Origin of the sequence: Paludisphaera soli, assembly GCF_011064595.1 — a bacterium.
Taxonomy (GTDB): Bacteria; Planctomycetota; Planctomycetia; order Isosphaerales; family Isosphaeraceae; genus Paludisphaera; species Paludisphaera soli.
The window spans coordinates 50,269-66,017 of sequence record NZ_JAALJI010000030.1 but is presented as its reverse complement, the minus strand read 5'-3'; the positions used below and the strand labels follow the sequence as shown (position 1 = coordinate 66,017).

Here is a 15,749-nt window from a genome sequence, read left to right as displayed (position 1 = left end):
GAAGGGCGTCGCGTCGCTATGAGGGCTGGCATCGTCGGTCTGCCGAACGTGGGCAAGAGTACGCTGTTCAACGCGCTGACCAGCTCCAAGGCGGCGCAGAGTGCGAACTATCCGTTCTGCACCATCGAGCCGAACGAGGGGGTCGTGAGCGTCCCCGACGGCCGGCTGGAGCGGATCAGCCGGTACATCGTCCCCAAGAAGCTCGTCCCCGCGGCGCTGCGGCTGGTGGACATCGCCGGGATCGTCAAGGGGGCCAGCGAGGGCGAAGGGCTGGGGAACAAGTTCCTCAGCCACATCCGCGAGGTCGACGCGATCCTCCAGGTCGTCCGCTGCTTCGAGGACGCCGACGTGGTCCACGTCGCCGGCGCGGTCGACCCGCTGTCGGATGTGGAGACGGTCGAGATCGAGCTGATGCTGGCCGACCTCCAGACGCTGGAGAACGCCCTGCCGAAGGCCGAGCGCACGGCCAAGAGCGGCGACAAGGAGGCCAAGCTCCGGGTCGACGCGATCAAGAAGTGCCTGGAGCACCTGGGCAAGGATCAGCCGCTGCGGACCCTGACCCTGGAGCCCCCCGAGGCCGCCGCGATCTCCAGCTTCGGCCTGATGACCGCCAAGCCGATCCTCTACGTCGCCAACGTCGACGAGAACGACCTGCACGGCGAAGGCCCGCTGGCGACCAAGGTCCGCGAGCGGGCCAAGGAGATCGGCGCGGGCGTCGTCGCGGTCTGCGCCAAGCTCGAAGCCGAGATCGCCGAGCTGGACGAGGCCGACCGCCAGGAGATGCTCCAGTCGTCGGGCCTGGACGAGCCCGCCCTGGCCGTGCTGGCTCGCGAGGCGTACCGGATCCTCGGCTACCACAGCTACTTCACGGCCGGCGTGCAGGAGGTCCGGGCCTGGACCATCCCGATCGGCGCCACGGCCCCCCAGGCGGCCGGCGTGATCCACACCGACTTCGAGAAGGGCTTCATCCGCGCCGAGGTCTACACCCTCGACGACCTGGAGACCTACAAGTCCGAGAAGGAGATCCGCGCCGCCGGCAAGCTCCGCGTCGAGGGCAAGGCCTACGTGATGCAGGACGGCGACATCTGCCACTTCCTGTTCAATTGATCCGATCTTGATCCGGGGGCCGGCGGCCGATTGCGGCCGCCCGTCCGGGGCCGCACAATATTCGGGCGGGGGCGGCGAACCGACTGGGGCGACGCCCTGGCGCGACGCGGCGTGAGGCGAGTCGACGCGACGGCCCCGACCCGGTGAGCGATGCTGATCGAGCTTGAAGACCTGACCAAGACCTACGGGAGCGTGACCGCGCTGGCGGGGCTCTCGCTGGCGCTGCCCGAGGGGGCCGTGGGGCTCCTGGGCCCCAACGGCGCCGGCAAGACGACCATGATCCGCAGCCTCCTGGGGCTCGTCCGGATCGACTCCGGCCGGGGCCGGGTGCTGGGGATGGACCTGGCGGAACGGCCCCTGGCGATCCGCCAGGCGGTCGGCTTCGTCCCCGAGGACGAATGCCTGTTCCCCGGCGTGACGGGGGTGCAATTCGTCGCCTACGCCGGCGAGCTGGTCGGCATGCCCCCGCGCGACGCCCTCCGGCGGGCCCACGAGGTCCTCGACTACGTGGAGCTGGGCGAGGCCCGCTACCGCCGGGCCGAGTCGTACTCGACCGGCATGAAGCAGCGGCTCAAGATCGCCTCGGGGATCGTCCACGACCCGAAGCTCCTGATCCTCGACGAGCCGACCAACGGCATGGACCCGGCCGGTCGCGAGGACATCCTCGCCCTCTGCCGCGACCTGGCGCGGAACAAGGGGATGAACCTGCTCGTCTGCAGCCACCTGCTGCCCGACGTCGAGGCCGTCTGCGAATACGTCGTGGTCCTCGGCCGGGGGCGGGTGCTGGCCCAGGGGCGGATCGACGAGCTGAAGCAGCCCCACTCCCAGGAGTTCGAATTGCGGGTCCGCGGCGACCAGGCGTTGTTCGCCGACGTCCTCGCCCGCCGCGGCGTGCGGACCGAACCGATCGACGACCACCTGCGGGTTTCGCTGCCGGACGGCGAGGGGGTCGCCGCGCTCTGGGAGGCGGCCGACGAGGCCTCCGAGCAGATCCGCCTGCTCCGTCCCCGCCGCAGCACGCTCGAAGAGGTCTTCCTGCAGGCCGTCGGAGGGGCGAACTGATGCCGATCCTCGACCAGGGATACCAGCACTGGGACGGCAAGCTCTCGGGCCACGGCCTGCGATGGCTGGCCATCACCCGACAGGGGGTGAAGGCCCAGTTCAAGAACCGCTGGCTGATCTCGACGCTCGTCGGGGCGCTCGCGCCGGCGCTCCTGCTCGCTGCGTTCCTGATCCTCTGGGGCCTCTTCGAGCAGCAGTCGTCGATCCTGGAGCCCTTCCTGTTCCTCTTCCAGGGGCTGCCGGCCGAGATCCGCGACGGGCCGAAGGCGTTCCGGACGACCTTCTGGACGCTCGCCTACACGCAGTTCTTCCAGATCCAGCTCTTCTTCACGTTCCTGCTGGTGATGCTGGTGGGCCCGGACCTGATCAGCCAGGACCTGCGGTTCAACGCGCTGCCGCTATACCTGTCGCGGCCCCTGCGGCGGATCGACTACTTCCTCGGCAAGTTCGGGATCATCGCGGCGTTCCTGCTGGCGGTGACGCTGGTCCCGGCGGTCCTGGCCTACCTGATCGGGCTGGCGTTCAGCCTGGACGCGGCGACGCTGCGCGACACCTGGAGGGTCCTGGCCGCGTCGATGGCGTTCAGCCTCGTGGTGGCGGTCTCGACGGGCCTGTTGATGCTGGCCTTCTCCTCGCTCTCGCGGCATTCGCGGTTCGTCACGGCGATGTGGCTGGGCGTCTGGATGCTCGGCGGCGCGGCCTCGGACGCGCTGGAGCAGGCCGTGGGCAAGCAGTGGGCCCCGCTCGTGTCGTACTCCGCCGACCTCGGCTCGGTCCGCGACGCGCTGTTCGATTCCGACGCCCAGTGGGAACGCCTGGCGAACCTCTTCCGGGCGAGCCAGGAGGCGATGCTCAACGGCCCGGGGAGCGTCGGGCCTGGCGGCCGACGGGGGGGGCTCTTCGGCATGCTCGCCGGGCGTCGCCCGCCGCGGCCCCCGTCGCCGCCCGACCGCCCCGGGGACGAGGTCGAAGGGGAATCGCGGCGACCGCCCTGGACGTGGTCGGCCGGCGTGCTCGCCGGCCTGGGGGTCGCCTCGATCGTCGTCCTGTCCACGCGGGTCCGGTCGCTCGACCGCTTGAAATGAGGGGAGGGGACGGCATGAGCACGACGGAAGCGCCCGAGGTCGAGGCCCCGGCGGTGATCGAGTTCCGCTCGGTCTCGAAGTGGTACGGCCAGGTGATCGGGGTCAACAACCTCTCGCTCCGCATCGGCAAGGGGGTGACGGGCCTGCTGGGCCCCAACGGCGCGGGCAAGAGCACACTCCTGCAACTGGCGACGGGCCAGCTCCGCCCGAGCCAGGGGGAGGTCCGCGTGCTGGGCGCCCGCCCCTGGAACAACGCGGGGCTGAATCGACACATCGGCCTCTGCCCGGAGCAGGACGCGATGTTCGAGTGGATGACCGGCCGATCGTTCCTGCGGGCCTGCGGGTCGCTCGCCGGCCTGGGCCGCCGGGCCGCGCGCGAGGCCGCCGACCGGGTGCTCGAACAGGTCAAGATGACCGCCGCCGCCGACCGCCCGGTGCGCGGGTACTCGAAGGGCATGCGACAGCGGACCAAGCTCGCCCAGGCTCTCATCCACGACCCCGAGGTCCTGTTCCTCGACGAGCCCCTGACCGGCACGGACCCGGTGGCCCGCCACGAGCTGATGGAGCTGGTCGCCGGCCTGGCCCGGCAGGGGCGGACGATCCTCGTCTCCAGCCACGTCCTCTACGAGGTCCAGTCGCTGACCTCGCAGATCGTGCTGGTGAACCACGGGCGGCTGGTGGCCTTCGGCGACGTCCGGCAGATCCGCGACCTGATCGACGCCCACCCCCACCGGATCGTCCTGAAGGGCCCGGACCGGCGGGCCCTCGCCGCCAAGCTCGTGCGCTGGGACGACGTGGAAGGGGTCGAGCTGCCGCGCGACGAACGCGCGATCGTGGTCGAGACCCGCGCCCCCGACCGCTTCTACCAGCGCCTGCCGCGGCTGGCCCGCGAGGCCGACGCGCCGATCGAGGAGATCTACTCCGACGACGACAGCCTGGAAGCCGTCTTCAAGTACCTGGTGAACCCATGAGCCCGGACGCCCCGCCCGCCCCAACCCCCGCCCGCCCCGCCGCGCCGCCCGACCTTTCGAACCGGCCTTCGCTCGGCGCGTTGGCGACCGTGCTGCGGATCACGATCGCCCGGCAGCTGCGCGGCAAGCGGATCTGGCTGTTCATGCTGATGTTCGCCGCGCCGCTGGCCATCGCGCTTCTGGTCCGCCGTTACGACGAGCCGTACGACCCGGCGGAGAGCGAACGGGCCCTGATCTTCGGGCTGATCCCCCAGGCGATCCTGCCGCTGGCGGCCCTCCTGTTCGCGTCGAGCCTGGTGCAAGACGACGTGGAGGAGCAGACGCTGACCTACTTCCTGATCCGTCCGATCCCCCGATGGGCGATCTACCTGGTCAAGGTCCTGGGCGCGACGCTGGTCACGTCGGCCCTGGCCGCGCTCTTCAACGCGGCCACGCTCGCGGCGGTCCGCGGCGGCCTCCCCGGCGAGGCGCCCGAGGCCCTGCTCACGGAGTCCGGCGTGCTGGCCGGGCTTTCCGCGCTGGCGCTGATGGCGTACATCTCCATCTTCGGCCTGCTCGGCCTGTTCACGCGCCGGGTGCTCGTGATCGGCGTCGGCTACATCCTGGTATTCGAGGGGGTGGTGTCGAACATCCCGTTCCTGGTCCGCTACGGGACGATCCTGTTCCATACCCGGGTGCTGGCGATCCGCCGGCTGGGCCTGGACGGGGGCTTCGCCTCGATCGACCTCGACGAGGCGCCCGCCGCGACGACCTCGCTGGCCGCCCTCCTGGGCGCGACGGCGCTCTTCCTGGGCCTGGGGGCCTGGCTGTTCTCGAGCCGTGAATTCCGCGTGAAGACGCCCGAAGGGTCCTGACGAGGAAGGGCGAGCGTCGCCCCCTCCTCGGGACGAGGAGGGGGCGACGTATGGATCGAGACGTGACGCGACGAGAGCGGCCGGGGCTCAGACCTCGACGAGGTCGCCTTCCGGCTCTTCGGCGTCGACGTGGGAGGATTCGAGGCCCTGGACGAGCGCGCCGAGCTGGAGCGCCAGCAGCCGGTCCTCGGGGGTCGCGCCCCGCAGGAGGCTGAGGAACGCTTCGGCGCCGATCATGACGGCCTTGGGCTTGCTGTGGATGGTCAAAACATAGCGACAGTCGCGGTTTTCGAGGTTATCCAGCACTTTCGGGAGGTCGCGATGGAGTTCGCGGCTGCCAATGAAGCGGACACGAGACGGGGACGGAGGCATCAGCATCCTCGGGGCCGTGGGCGGCCCAAAGCTAGCACAGTAAATCGCAGAGGAGGCGAACGGACGGGCCGCCTCGTCTTGCACAAGATAGGTGGAACCACATTAGCGAATCGCGTGACGATCCGTCAATCATGGCCCGCTCGTTCCTACGTGCGAAACGCCCGAATTGTTGGACGAGTCTTGCAACGAGGTTGAACACTTCAGGGCTCGTCAGCCCGGCCCGGCCGTAGGCTCGTCCGTCTTGGGGCCCGGCTCGGCGGGGGCGTCGGGTTCGGGCTCGGGTCCCGGCTCGGGCTCCGGGACGGGGGCGAAGAAGTCGGCGAGGTCGGTGTAGCGGCCGTATTTCTCGCGGAGCATCGCCTGGATCGCGGCCGCGTCGCGAGGGCGGCCGGCCTGCATCGCGGCGACGGCCCGGAGGACCTGCTGCTGGACGAACGCGCGGCGTTCCTGGATCCGCGCGGCGAGGTCGTCGGCCCGCTTCTGGGCGAGGAGGACCCACTTGCGGTCGTCGGGGTCGTCGGCCGCGATGGTCCCGATCATCTCCCGCCAGTAGCGTTCGGCGGTCAGCTCATCCCCCTCGGCCTCGGCCTTCGAGGCCAGCGAGTGGAACGCGGCGAACTGGCGCTCGCCGTTGGTCTGGGGCTGCGAGAACGGCGTGGGGGTGGGGCTGGCGAGCATCTTGGCCCGGCCCTCGGCCTCGTCGAGTGCGATCTTGTCGCGCCAGGCCCGGGTCTGCTCGCGGTAGGGGTGGTCGGGGAACCGCTGGTCGAGCGGGTCGATGTACTCGGATCGGGCGGTGATCCAGTCCGACCGCCGGGTCGATTCCATCAGCGGCGCGGCGTGCTTGTAGAGGTAATCGGCGCCCGGGGGCCAGACCCAGTAGGCGATGAACCCGCCGATCGTCAGCAGGCCCAGCACGAGCCCGGCGATCTCCATCCGCTCGCGGGTGAACAGGCCCCGGTCGTCGTCGCCGAGGGTCGCGGCCCCAACGCCCCCCGAGGAAGCCTTGCCCTTTTTCTTCTTCTTGGCGGCCCCGGGCTTCTTGGCGGCCGGCTCGACCCCGATGCCGGCGCGGGTGGGGTTGGCGGCGCCCGAGCCGGCCTCGGGCCAGACCATGGCGACGCCCTGCTTCTTGTCGGCCTTGTCGCGAAGCTCGCGGAGGATCACGGCGACGGCCTCGGCGTCCCAGGGGCGCTCGGTCGGGTTCTTCGCCATCAGGGCGACGACCACGTCGTCGAGCGCCTTGGGGATCTCCTGGACCTTGTCGCTGGGGCGCGGCGGCGCCTCGTTGATGTGGCAGTGCATCAGCACGACGGCGGACGATCCGCTGAACGGCGGCTTGCCGACGAGCATCTGGTAGAGCAGGCAGCCCAGCGCGTAGAGGTCGGTCTTGTGGCTGACCGCCGGGGTGCCCCGGATCTGCTCGGGCGCCATGTAGGCGGCCGTCCCCAGGGTCCGGCCGGGGGCGGTCAGCGCGGTGCGGTCGAGGTCCTTGGCGATGCCGAAGTCGGTCAGCTTGATGCGGGCGTCCGGCGTGACCATCAGGTTCGACGGCTTGAGGTCGCGGTGGACGACCCCCTGCTGGTGGGCGTACTGGAGGGCGTCGCAGATCTGGACCCCCAGGTCGACGACCTCGCGCCAGGGGATCTCGCCGCGCTCCTGAAGGAGCTTGTCGAGGGTGTCCCCCTCGACGTACTCCATGGCGAAGTAGTAGGTGCCGCGGAACTTGCCGGTGGCGAGCCAGCGGACGATGTTGGGGTGGCGGAACTGCTTGATGATCTCGGCTTCGCGGCTGAACCGCTGGAGCAGCTTGGCGTTGTCGGCGACCTCGCCCTGGACGATCTTGACGGCGGCCTTGCGGCCGGTCGTCTCCTGGGTCGCCTTGAAGACGATCCCCATCGCGCCGGAGCCGAGGACCTCGTCCAGGCGGAACGAGCCGAGTTGTTCGCCGATGAAGCCCTGACTCATGGCGATCTTGGACCTCGCCGACGCGCGGCGGCTGGGACGTGGGGAGGGATGGGACGGAGCCGGGGGGGCGGGGCTGGCCCCCACCCTCCCCGCGCCGAGTCGGCGATCGACCGCCGGTCCGGCTTACTGGCGCGACAGCCCGCCGGCCGCCGGCAGGTAGCTGCGGTTGACGTAGTCCATGACCATGCGATCGGCGTTGAATTTCCAGGCCAGGGTGCGGAACGCGTCCTTCTGGCGGGCGATCCACTTCCGCGGCAGGCCGGCGGCGTCGCGATCGTAGTAGATCGGGACCACCTGATTGGTCAGCGTCTCGATGAGCGAGGCGTGGTCGCGCTCGTCCTGGACCTGGATCGACGCGTGGGTGGTCCCGGCGCCGATCGCGAAGCCGTTGGTGCCATCATACGCCTCGGCCCACCAGCCGTCGAGGATCGAGAAGTTGAGCGCGCCGTTGAGCACGGCCTTCTCGCCCGAGGTGCCGCTGGCCTCCTGGGGGCGGCGGGGGTTGTTCAGCCAGACGTCGACCCCCTGCACCAGGTGCCGGGCGACGTTCATGTCATAGTCCTCGACGAAGACGATGTTGCCGGCGAACCGCTCGTCCCAGGTGATCTTCACGATGTGCTGGATCAGCTCCTTGCCCATCCGGTCCTCGGGGTGGGCCTTGCCCGCGAAGACGAACTGGATCGGCCGGTCGGCGTTCTTGATCAGGTCGACCATGCGGTCGATGTCCTGGAGCACCAGGCCGGCGCGCTTGTAGGTGGCGAACCGCCGGGCGAAGCCGATCGTCAGGGCGTTGGGGTCGAGCACGTTGGCGAACCGCTCGACGCGCGACTCGGGCTCCTCGCGGCGGCGGGCCTGGGCCGTCAGCCGGCTCCGGACGAAGTTGATCAGGCGGGCCTTGAGGACCTGCTGGGTCTCCCAGAGTTCCGCGTCGTCCACCTTGTCGATGGCGCTCCAGGTGTCGGCGTAGCGCTGGCGCTTCGGCCAGTCGACCCCCAGGTGGCGGTTGAACAGCATCGCCATCTGGGGCGCGACCCAGGTCTGGACGTGGACGCCGTTGGTGATGTGGCCGATCGGCACCTGCTCCTCGGCGACGTTGGTGTACAGCGGGTGCCACATCCGCCGCGAGACGACGCCGTGCAGCGAGCTGACGCCGTTGGCGTAGCGCGAGAGCTTCAGGGCCAGCACGGTCATGCAGAACAGCTCGTTCAGGTCGTGGGGGTAGACCCGGCCCAGGCCCATGAAGTCGTCGTACGACAGGTGCATGGCCTCGCGGATCTTGCCCAGGTGCTCCTCGACGAGCGGGGCGGGGAAGCGGTCGTGGCCGGCGGCGACCGGGGTGTGGGTCGTGAAGACCGTCATCTGGGCGACGTCGCGGATGACCTCGCCGAACGGCATCCCGGTCTCCTCCATCTGCTCCCGGATCTTCTCCAGCGTGGCGAAGGCGCTGTGGCCCTCGTTGAGGTGGAGGACCGAGGGCCGGATCCCCAGCGCCCGGATCGCGCGGACGCCGCCGACGCCCAGGAGCAGCTCCTGGCGGATGCGGGTGCGGGCGTCGCCGCCGTAGAGCCGGGCGGTCAGCGCGCGGTCGGACTCGCTGTTCTCCGGGACGTTGGAGTCGAGCAGCAGCAGCAGGGTGCGGCCGACCTCGACCCGCCAGACCTGCGCGTGCAGGACGCCTGTCGCGGTCTCGACGGCGACCCGCAGCGGCCGGCCGTCGGGGCCGTCCACCTTCTCGATCGGCAGCAGGTCGGTGTCGGCGTTGAGGTAGCTCTCCTGCTGCCAGCCGTCGGCGTTGAGCGACTGCCGGAAGTACCCCTGGTTGTAGAGCAGCCCCACGCCGATCAGCGGGATGCCCAGGTCGCTGGCGCTCTTCAGATGGTCGCCGGCCAGGACGCCGAGGCCGCCGGAGTAGATCGGCAGGCTCTCGTGCAGGCCGAACTCGGCCGAGAAGTAGGCCACCGGCCGCGCCCGCAGGATCGTGGCGTGGACCGCCCCCCAGGAGTTCGTGTCCTTGAGGTACTCGGAGAGCCGGCGGAAGGCGTAGTCGATGCGCGAGTCCAGGGCCATCTCGGCCGCCCGGCGCTCAAGCTGGTCGGTCGGCAGCCGCTTGAGGAACTCGACCGGGTTGTGGTCCACCTCCCGCCAGAGCGTCGGATCGAGCTCGCGGAAGAGGTCGATCACGTTGGCCTGCCAGCACCACCAGAGGTTGCGAGCCAGTTCCTTGAGCTTGTCGAGGAGGTGCGATTGACCGACCATGCTTTCCCCTATGGCGAGGCGTTCGGAGCGCGCCGGCCGATCTCCATTGATCGGCGTCGCGGCGGTGCCGGGCGTCCCTGGCGAACGATCCATCCTGCGATCCCCCGGCCCGCGAGACACAACAGTATGCCGTCGATACGCCTCATCCCTCAAGGCCCCACGTCGACGACGACCCTACCAATCTAGAGCGCCGGCGGGGCGTCGTCATCGAGGGCCGGGCTCGTCCCGCGAGAACCAGGCGTCGATCGCCCGGAACGTCGCGTCGGCCGAGTCGGCGATCGCCCCGCGCACCTCCTCGGTGGTCGCGAAGGCGTCGACCGCCGCGCCGAACGACCTCCACATCGGCCCCACCCGGTCGCCGTAGCTGGCGAAGTACGAGCAGCCCCGCCCCGGCGTCAGCCCGAGCGACGCCCCGACGCTCTTCGTGATGTAACGGCCCCCGAGCGTCGACCCCTCCAGGACGTACATCGCGCCGAGCGCCCGGGGGAGGTCGGTCAAGGGGGGGAGGGGGGCCTCCGCCGAGGGGGCGGCGACGGCCTCGTCGTCGCCCAGGGCGCGGAGGTCCGCCTCCAGCAGCGGCAGCTTCCGGCGCTCGGCGGGGTCGATCCCGATCGCGTCCCATCCGTCCAGCCGCTGGAACGCCGACTCGGCCGTCAGGTGGACCGCGTGAAACCGCCGGAGCACCCTCCGATAGCCGTCGAGCGAGCTGGTGAGCTTGAAGCGGCCGAGCGTCTCCTCCACGGCCTCGTGGTGCGGCCGCGTGACCTCCTTCAAGCGTGACATCATCATGAGCTTTCTCTCAAAAGGGAAGGGCGGCGCCGCGGCGAAGGCCGGGCGAACCAGCATAGCGACAGCGCATAGCTCTTTTCAGAAACACTTTAGGACCACCAACCGAAAAACCAGACCTCCGGCATGCGACGTGCACAATCTGGGCGATCGAACCCGTGGACGCACCGTTCTCTCAAGATCGCCGACGACGACCGCGACTCGCCGGGAAGGGGCCCTTGATGATGACCGCCTTGGCAGCCGTATTCTATATTAAAGGGCTCTCGCCGGCGTCCCCAGGGCCGGGGACGGCGAGCGCCCCGGCGAGCGAGGTGGGGAGATGACGCGAGGCCCGGAAACGAACATCCCGGCGGTCGATCTCACGAACTGCGCGGACGAGCCCATCCACATCCCAGGCCGGATCCAGCCGCACGGCGTCCTGTTCGTGCTCGACGAGCCGATGCTGACGGTGCGACGGGTCAGCATCAACGTGGAACCCCTACTGGGGGTGCCCGCCCAAAGCGTGCTGGGCTCGCCCCTGGAATCGCTGGTCGAGCCCTCCAACCGCGAGGAGGCCCGGCGCTGGCTCCTCTCCGAGGAGGTCCAGGAGGCCAACCCGTCGCGTCTCCGGATGCTCGCGCGGGGGGAGGCCAGGATCTTCGACGCGCTGGTGCATCGCCGGGACGGGAACCTGATCCTGGAATTGGAGAACCCCCGGCCCGACGGGGCGGCGAGCGGCCCGGACCTCCCCATCGACCCTCGCAAGGCGATGGTCCGGCTGCAGGCGGCCACGTCGCTACGGGACTTCCTCCGGGTCGCCGCGATGGAGACGCGCTCGCTGACGGGATTCGAGCGGGTTCTCGTCTATCGGTTCGACGCCGACTGGCACGGCGAGGTCTGCGCCGAGGACGCGGCCGAGGGGCTGGTCCCCCTGATGGGCCTGCACTTCCCGGCCTCGGACATCCCCGAGCAGGCCCGGCGGCTCTATCACGAGAACCCCTCGCGATTGATCGCCGACGTCGACGCCCCGGCGGTCCCGATCGTCGCCGCCCCGGGCCCGGACGCCGACCGGCCCCTGGACCTCAGCCTGGCCGCCCTGCGGGCCGTGTCGCCGATGCACATCCAGTACCTGAGGAACATGGGCGCCCGGACGTCGATGTCGTTCTCGCTCATGCGGGACGGCCGCCTCTGGGGGCTCCTGAGCTGCATGCACTACAGCGAGCCGCGCTACGTCCCGCCGGCCGTGCGCAACGCCTGCGAGTTCCTGGCGGCCCTGGTCTCGGTCCAGCTCGGCGTGAAGGAGGACGGCGAGGGGCAGGAATACCGGACCAACCTCCAACGCGTCCGCGAGCGGCTGCTCCAGCGGATGTCCCAGGAGCCGGACCTGGCCGGGGCGCTGACCGAGGGGGGCGGGGACGTGCTCGAGTTGACCGGCGCGCGGGGCGCGGCCGTCGTCTACGACCAGTCCTGCACGAAGGTAGGGGCGACGCCCGACGACGAGCAGATCATGTCGCTGGTCAGTTGGCTGCGGATCCACGCCGACGGCGACGTCTTCGAGACCGACTCGCTCCCCAGGCGCTTCCCCGCGGCGTTGGAGTACAAGGACCGGGGCTGTGGGCTGATCGCCGTGACGACCTCGCGGGCCCAGGGGCACTACGTCCTCTGGTTCCGCCCGGAGGTCGTCCAGACGGTGGACTGGGGGGGGGACCCGAACAAGCCGGTCGAGCCCGACGGGACGCTCAGCCCCCGGACCTCGTTCGGGCGCTGGAAGGAGGAGGTCTACCTCAAGAGCCTCCCCTGGCACCCCGCCGAGGTCGCCGCCGCGCGGGCGCTCCGGGACGCGATCATCGCCGTGGTCGTCCGCCGGGCCGAGGAGCTGACCCGCCTGAACGCGGAGCTGGAGCGGAGCAACAGCGACCTGGACGCTTTCGCCTTCACGACCTCGCACGACATGAAGGAGCCGCTCCGCGGCATCCACAACTACGCGACCTTCCTGATGGAAGACTACGCGGACAAGCTCGACGCCGAGGGGGTGTCGAAGCTGCAGAGCCTCGTGCGGCTCTCGCAGCGGATGGAGGACCTGGTCGAGTCGATGCTCCGCTACTCGCGGCTCGGCCGGGCCCAGCTCGTCTACGAGGAGGTGGACCTGAATGCGTTGATCGACGAGGTCCTGGAGCTGCACCGCGTCATGCTCCAGGAGGACCGGGTGTCGGTGAAGGTCGCGCGACCGCTGCCGACGATCTGCTGCGACCGGGTGCAGGTGGGCCAGCTCTTCGGCAACCTTATCACCAACGCGGTCAAGTACAACGACAGGGCCGAGAAGTCGATCGAGATCGGCTTCCATTCGCCGACGCCGCCCGACGGCGCGGACGAGGCCCGCCCCCCGCGCCCCGTCTTCTTCGTGAAGGACGACGGCATCGGCATCCCCGAGAGGCACCACCAGACCGTGTTCCGCCTCTTCAAGCGACTCCACGGCCGCGACAAGTTCGGCGGCGGGACCGGGGCCGGGCTGACCTTCAGCAAGAAGATCGTCGAGCGGCACGGGGGGGCCATCTGGATCGAGTCGAAGGCCGGCGAAGGTGCCACCTTCCATTTCACACTGGGCGGTTGAGGGAGAGTCGGGAATGGATTCGAGTCAGACGATCCTGGTCGTCGAGGACAGCGACGAGCAGTTCGCGGCGGTTCGGCGGGCCTTCCAGAAGTCGGAGATCGTGAACCCGGTGGACCGGTGCACCGACGGCGACGAGGCGATCGACTACCTGTTCCGCACCGGCCGGTTCGCCGGCCAGGCCGCGGTGCAGCCGGCGGTGATCCTGCTGGACCTGAACCTCCCGGGCACCGACGGCCGCGACGTGCTGGAGCGCGTCAAGGCGGACGCCGAGCTGCGCAAGATCCCCGTCGTCGTCCTGACGACCTCGGACAACCCCAGCGACATCCAGCTCTGCTACCGCCAGGGCGCCAGCAGCTACATCATCAAGCCGATCTGCTTCGACGAGTTCCTCAAGAAGGTCCGCACGCTGAAGGAATACTGGTTCGAAACCGTGGCCCTGCCGACCAACGTCGGCTGAAGGCCGGCCGGCGCGAGGCCCGGCGAAGACGAGGATGGACTTCCCATGGGATGGCAAGAGCGGCTCGTGTTGATCATCGACGACAGCCCGGAAGACCGCGCCGTAATCCGTCGCTATCTCCAGCAGGACCCCCGCGCCTCGTACCGATTCCTGGAGGAGACCACCGGGGCCGAGGGGCTGGCGATCGGCCTCTCGGCGGCCCTCGACTGCGTGATGCTGGACTTCTCGCTCCCCGACATGGACGGCCTGGAATTCCTCCGCCGCCTGCAGGAGGAGGCGGGGGGCCCTCCCTTCCCGATCGTCATGCTCACCGGCCGGGGGAGCGAGGCCATCGCCGTCCAGGCCCTGAAGCGAGGGGCCGAGGACTACCTGGTCAAGGGCCACTTCGACGCCGAGTCCCTCTGCGCCACCATCGGCGACGCCATCGAGAAGTTCGCCCTCCGCCCCGGCCGCGAGCGCGAGCGGGTGGAGAAGGAGCGCGACCATCGTCAGGCCCAGGAGGCGATCCGGCTCAAGGAGCGGCTCGTCCTCATCGTCGACGACTCGCCCGAGGACCGCGTGGCCGCCAGCCGCTTCCTGGCCCGCGACCCCCACTGCTCCTACCGCTTCCTCGAAGCCGCCGACGGCGGCGAAGGGCTGGAGATCTGCCGGTCCGCGGGCCTGGACTGCGTGCTGCTGGACTTCTCGCTCCCCGACATGGACGGCCTGGACTTCCTCCGCGAGCTGACCGGCGGGACCGCCGTCACCCCGTTCCCGGTCGTCATGCTCACCGGCCGGGGGGACGAATCGATCGCCGTGCAGGCCCTCAAGCGGGGGGCCCAGGACTACCTGATCAAGGGCCGATTCGGCGAGGAGACGCTGCGACGATCGGTGGACAACGCCGTGGCCAGCGTGGTCGACCGCCGCTCGGTCGAACGTCAGCGGCTGCGGCTGCTGGAGCGCCTGGAGCGCGAGGCCAGGCTTCGGGCCGACGAACTGGCCGAGATGGATCGCCGCAAGAACGAGTTCCTGGCGATGCTCGCCCACGAGCTGCGCAACCCCCTCGCCCCGATCCGGAGCGCCCTCCACCTGATGTCGCTCCCCGGCCTCGACGAGGGGACCATCGAGCGGGCCCGGGCGATGGCCCAGCGCCAGGTCACCCAGCTGGCCCGCCTGGTGGACGACCTGCTGGAGGTCTCGCGGATCACCCGGGGCAAGATCCAGCTCACCCCCGAGGACGTCGACCTGACGTCCGTCATGCTCCGCGCCGTGGAGGCCGTCCGGCCGGTCATGGAGCAGCATCGCCACGAGTTGGAGGTGTCGCCCCCCGTCGGGCCGATCGTGCTCTGGGCCGACGCGGCCAGGCTCGAGCAGATCCTGGTCAACCTGCTCAACAACGCCGCCAAGTACACCGAGGCCGAGGGCCGGATCCGGCTGGCGGCCGAGCGTGACGGCGACGAGGCGGTGATCCGCGTCCGCGACACCGGCATCGGCATCGCCGCGGAGATGCTGCCGCTCGTCTTCGACATGTTCGCCCAGGTCGACCACTCGCTCGATCGCTCCCAGGGGGGCCTGGGGATCGGCCTGACCCTCGTCCGCACGCTCGCCGAGCTGCACGGCGGCCGGGTCTCGGTCCACAGCGAAGGCCTCGGCAAGGGGAGCGAATTCCTCGTCCGGCTGCCCATCCCCTCGGCGCTGCCCAGGCCCGAACCGGCCCCGACGCGGCCGGGAGCCTCGGCCGACGGCAAGCCCATCGCGAGGGCCTTCGAACTGATGGACGGCAAGCCGATGGGCGGGGAGCCGACGCTCGCCGACGAGGCGGCCGCCAGGGCGGAGCGGCCGCTCCGGATCCTGCTCGTCGACGATCACGAGGACGGGGCCGAGGTGCTCGCCACCCTGCTGGACCACTGGGGCCATCAGGTCGAGATCGTCTCCGACGGGATGAAGGCCCTTGAGGCGGTGGACGCGCTCACGCCCGAGCTGATCCTGCTCGACCTGGGCCTCCCCGGCATGGACGGCTTCGAGGTCGCCCGCCGCATCCGCGGCCGCTACGGCGAACGCAGCCCCTATCTCGTCGCGCTGACGGGATACGGGCAGGAGGAGGCCCGCCGTCGCTCGCGCGAGGTCGGATTCGACCTCCATCTGGTCAAGCCAGTCGACCCCGAGGAGCTGAGCCGGTTCCTCGCCGGCGTCGACCCGTCGGCGAAGGAAGGGCGGGGGGCAGCCCCCCCGCCGGCCGACGGGACCTGATCCGACCTGAAG

Annotated in this window: 12 protein-coding genes; 8 read left to right on the top strand and 4 right to left on the bottom strand. The window is 70.2% G+C overall.

The genetic code is table 11. The features are described 5' to 3' along the window. The first annotated feature begins 18 nt into the window (after window positions 1-18). From ychF to G6O68_RS26740, 5 genes are all read left to right on the top strand, one after another. Window positions 19-1,107: a redox-regulated ATPase YchF gene (gene ychF / locus G6O68_RS26760; protein ID WP_165251931.1), complete on the top strand. Its 1,089-nt coding sequence runs from the start codon at window positions 19-21 to the stop codon at window positions 1,105-1,107. 150 nt (window positions 1,108-1,257) lie between these two features. Beyond that, the gene (locus G6O68_RS26755; RefSeq protein WP_165251929.1) at window positions 1,258-2,169 is read left to right on the top strand and encodes an ABC transporter ATP-binding protein; all 912 of its coding nucleotides are present in this window, start codon (window positions 1,258-1,260) and stop codon (window positions 2,167-2,169) included. Continuing rightward, entirely contained in the window at window positions 2,169-3,254 is a 1,086-nt protein-coding gene (locus G6O68_RS26750) for an ABC transporter permease (RefSeq protein WP_165251927.1), read from the top strand. Before G6O68_RS26755 ends, G6O68_RS26750 begins: the two co-directional genes overlap by 1 nt. Before the next feature lie 14 nt (window positions 3,255-3,268). Beyond that, window positions 3,269-4,225: an ABC transporter ATP-binding protein gene (locus G6O68_RS26745; protein WP_165251925.1), complete on the top strand. Its 957-nt coding sequence runs from the start codon at window positions 3,269-3,271 to the stop codon at window positions 4,223-4,225. Then, the gene (locus G6O68_RS26740) at window positions 4,222-5,079 is read left to right on the top strand and encodes an ABC transporter permease (protein WP_165251923.1); all 858 of its coding nucleotides are present in this window, start codon (window positions 4,222-4,224) and stop codon (window positions 5,077-5,079) included. Before G6O68_RS26745 ends, G6O68_RS26740 begins: the two co-directional genes overlap by 4 nt. Before the next feature lie 87 nt (window positions 5,080-5,166). Here the strand turns inward: G6O68_RS26740 and G6O68_RS26735 are convergent, their stop codons facing one another. From G6O68_RS26735 to G6O68_RS26720, 4 genes are all read right to left on the bottom strand, one after another. Continuing rightward, the gene (locus tag G6O68_RS26735; RefSeq protein ID WP_165251921.1) at window positions 5,167-5,451 is read right to left on the bottom strand and encodes a type II toxin-antitoxin system Phd/YefM family antitoxin; all 285 of its coding nucleotides are present in this window, start codon (window positions 5,449-5,451) and stop codon (window positions 5,167-5,169) included. Window positions 5,452-5,661: 210 nt separating this feature from the next. Then, window positions 5,662-7,419, bottom strand: coding sequence for a serine/threonine-protein kinase (locus tag G6O68_RS26730; RefSeq protein WP_165251920.1), 1,758 nt, complete (start codon window positions 7,417-7,419; stop codon window positions 5,662-5,664). Between the two features lie 123 nt (window positions 7,420-7,542). After that, window positions 7,543-9,675 (bottom strand): alpha-glucan family phosphorylase, encoded by a 2,133-nt coding sequence (gene glgP, locus G6O68_RS26725; protein WP_165251919.1) that lies wholly within the window; start codon window positions 9,673-9,675, stop codon window positions 7,543-7,545. Between the two features lie 204 nt (window positions 9,676-9,879). Continuing rightward, window positions 9,880-10,464, bottom strand: a complete 585-nt coding sequence (locus G6O68_RS26720) for a biliverdin-producing heme oxygenase (RefSeq protein ID WP_165251918.1) — start codon at window positions 10,462-10,464, stop codon at window positions 9,880-9,882. 316 nt (window positions 10,465-10,780) lie between these two features. Here G6O68_RS26720 and G6O68_RS26715 point away from each other — a divergent pair, with 316 nt between their 5' ends. Genes G6O68_RS26715 through G6O68_RS26705 form a run of 3 tightly spaced genes read left to right on the top strand, consistent with a single transcriptional unit; the run spans window position 10,781 to window position 15,737 of the window. Continuing rightward, window positions 10,781-13,051 carry an ATP-binding protein gene (locus tag G6O68_RS26715; protein ID WP_165251917.1) on the top strand — a complete coding sequence of 757 codons (2,271 nt, stop codon included), beginning with the start codon at window positions 10,781-10,783 and terminating at the stop codon, window positions 13,049-13,051. Between the two features lie 13 nt (window positions 13,052-13,064). After that, the gene (locus G6O68_RS26710; protein ID WP_165251916.1) at window positions 13,065-13,508 is read left to right on the top strand and encodes a response regulator; all 444 of its coding nucleotides are present in this window, start codon (window positions 13,065-13,067) and stop codon (window positions 13,506-13,508) included. 45 nt (window positions 13,509-13,553) lie between these two features. Continuing rightward, on the top strand, window positions 13,554-15,737 hold the full coding sequence (locus G6O68_RS26705) for a hybrid sensor histidine kinase/response regulator (protein WP_165251915.1): 2,184 nt from the start codon (window positions 13,554-13,556) through the stop codon (window positions 15,735-15,737). Window positions 15,738-15,749: the final 12 nt, after the last annotated feature.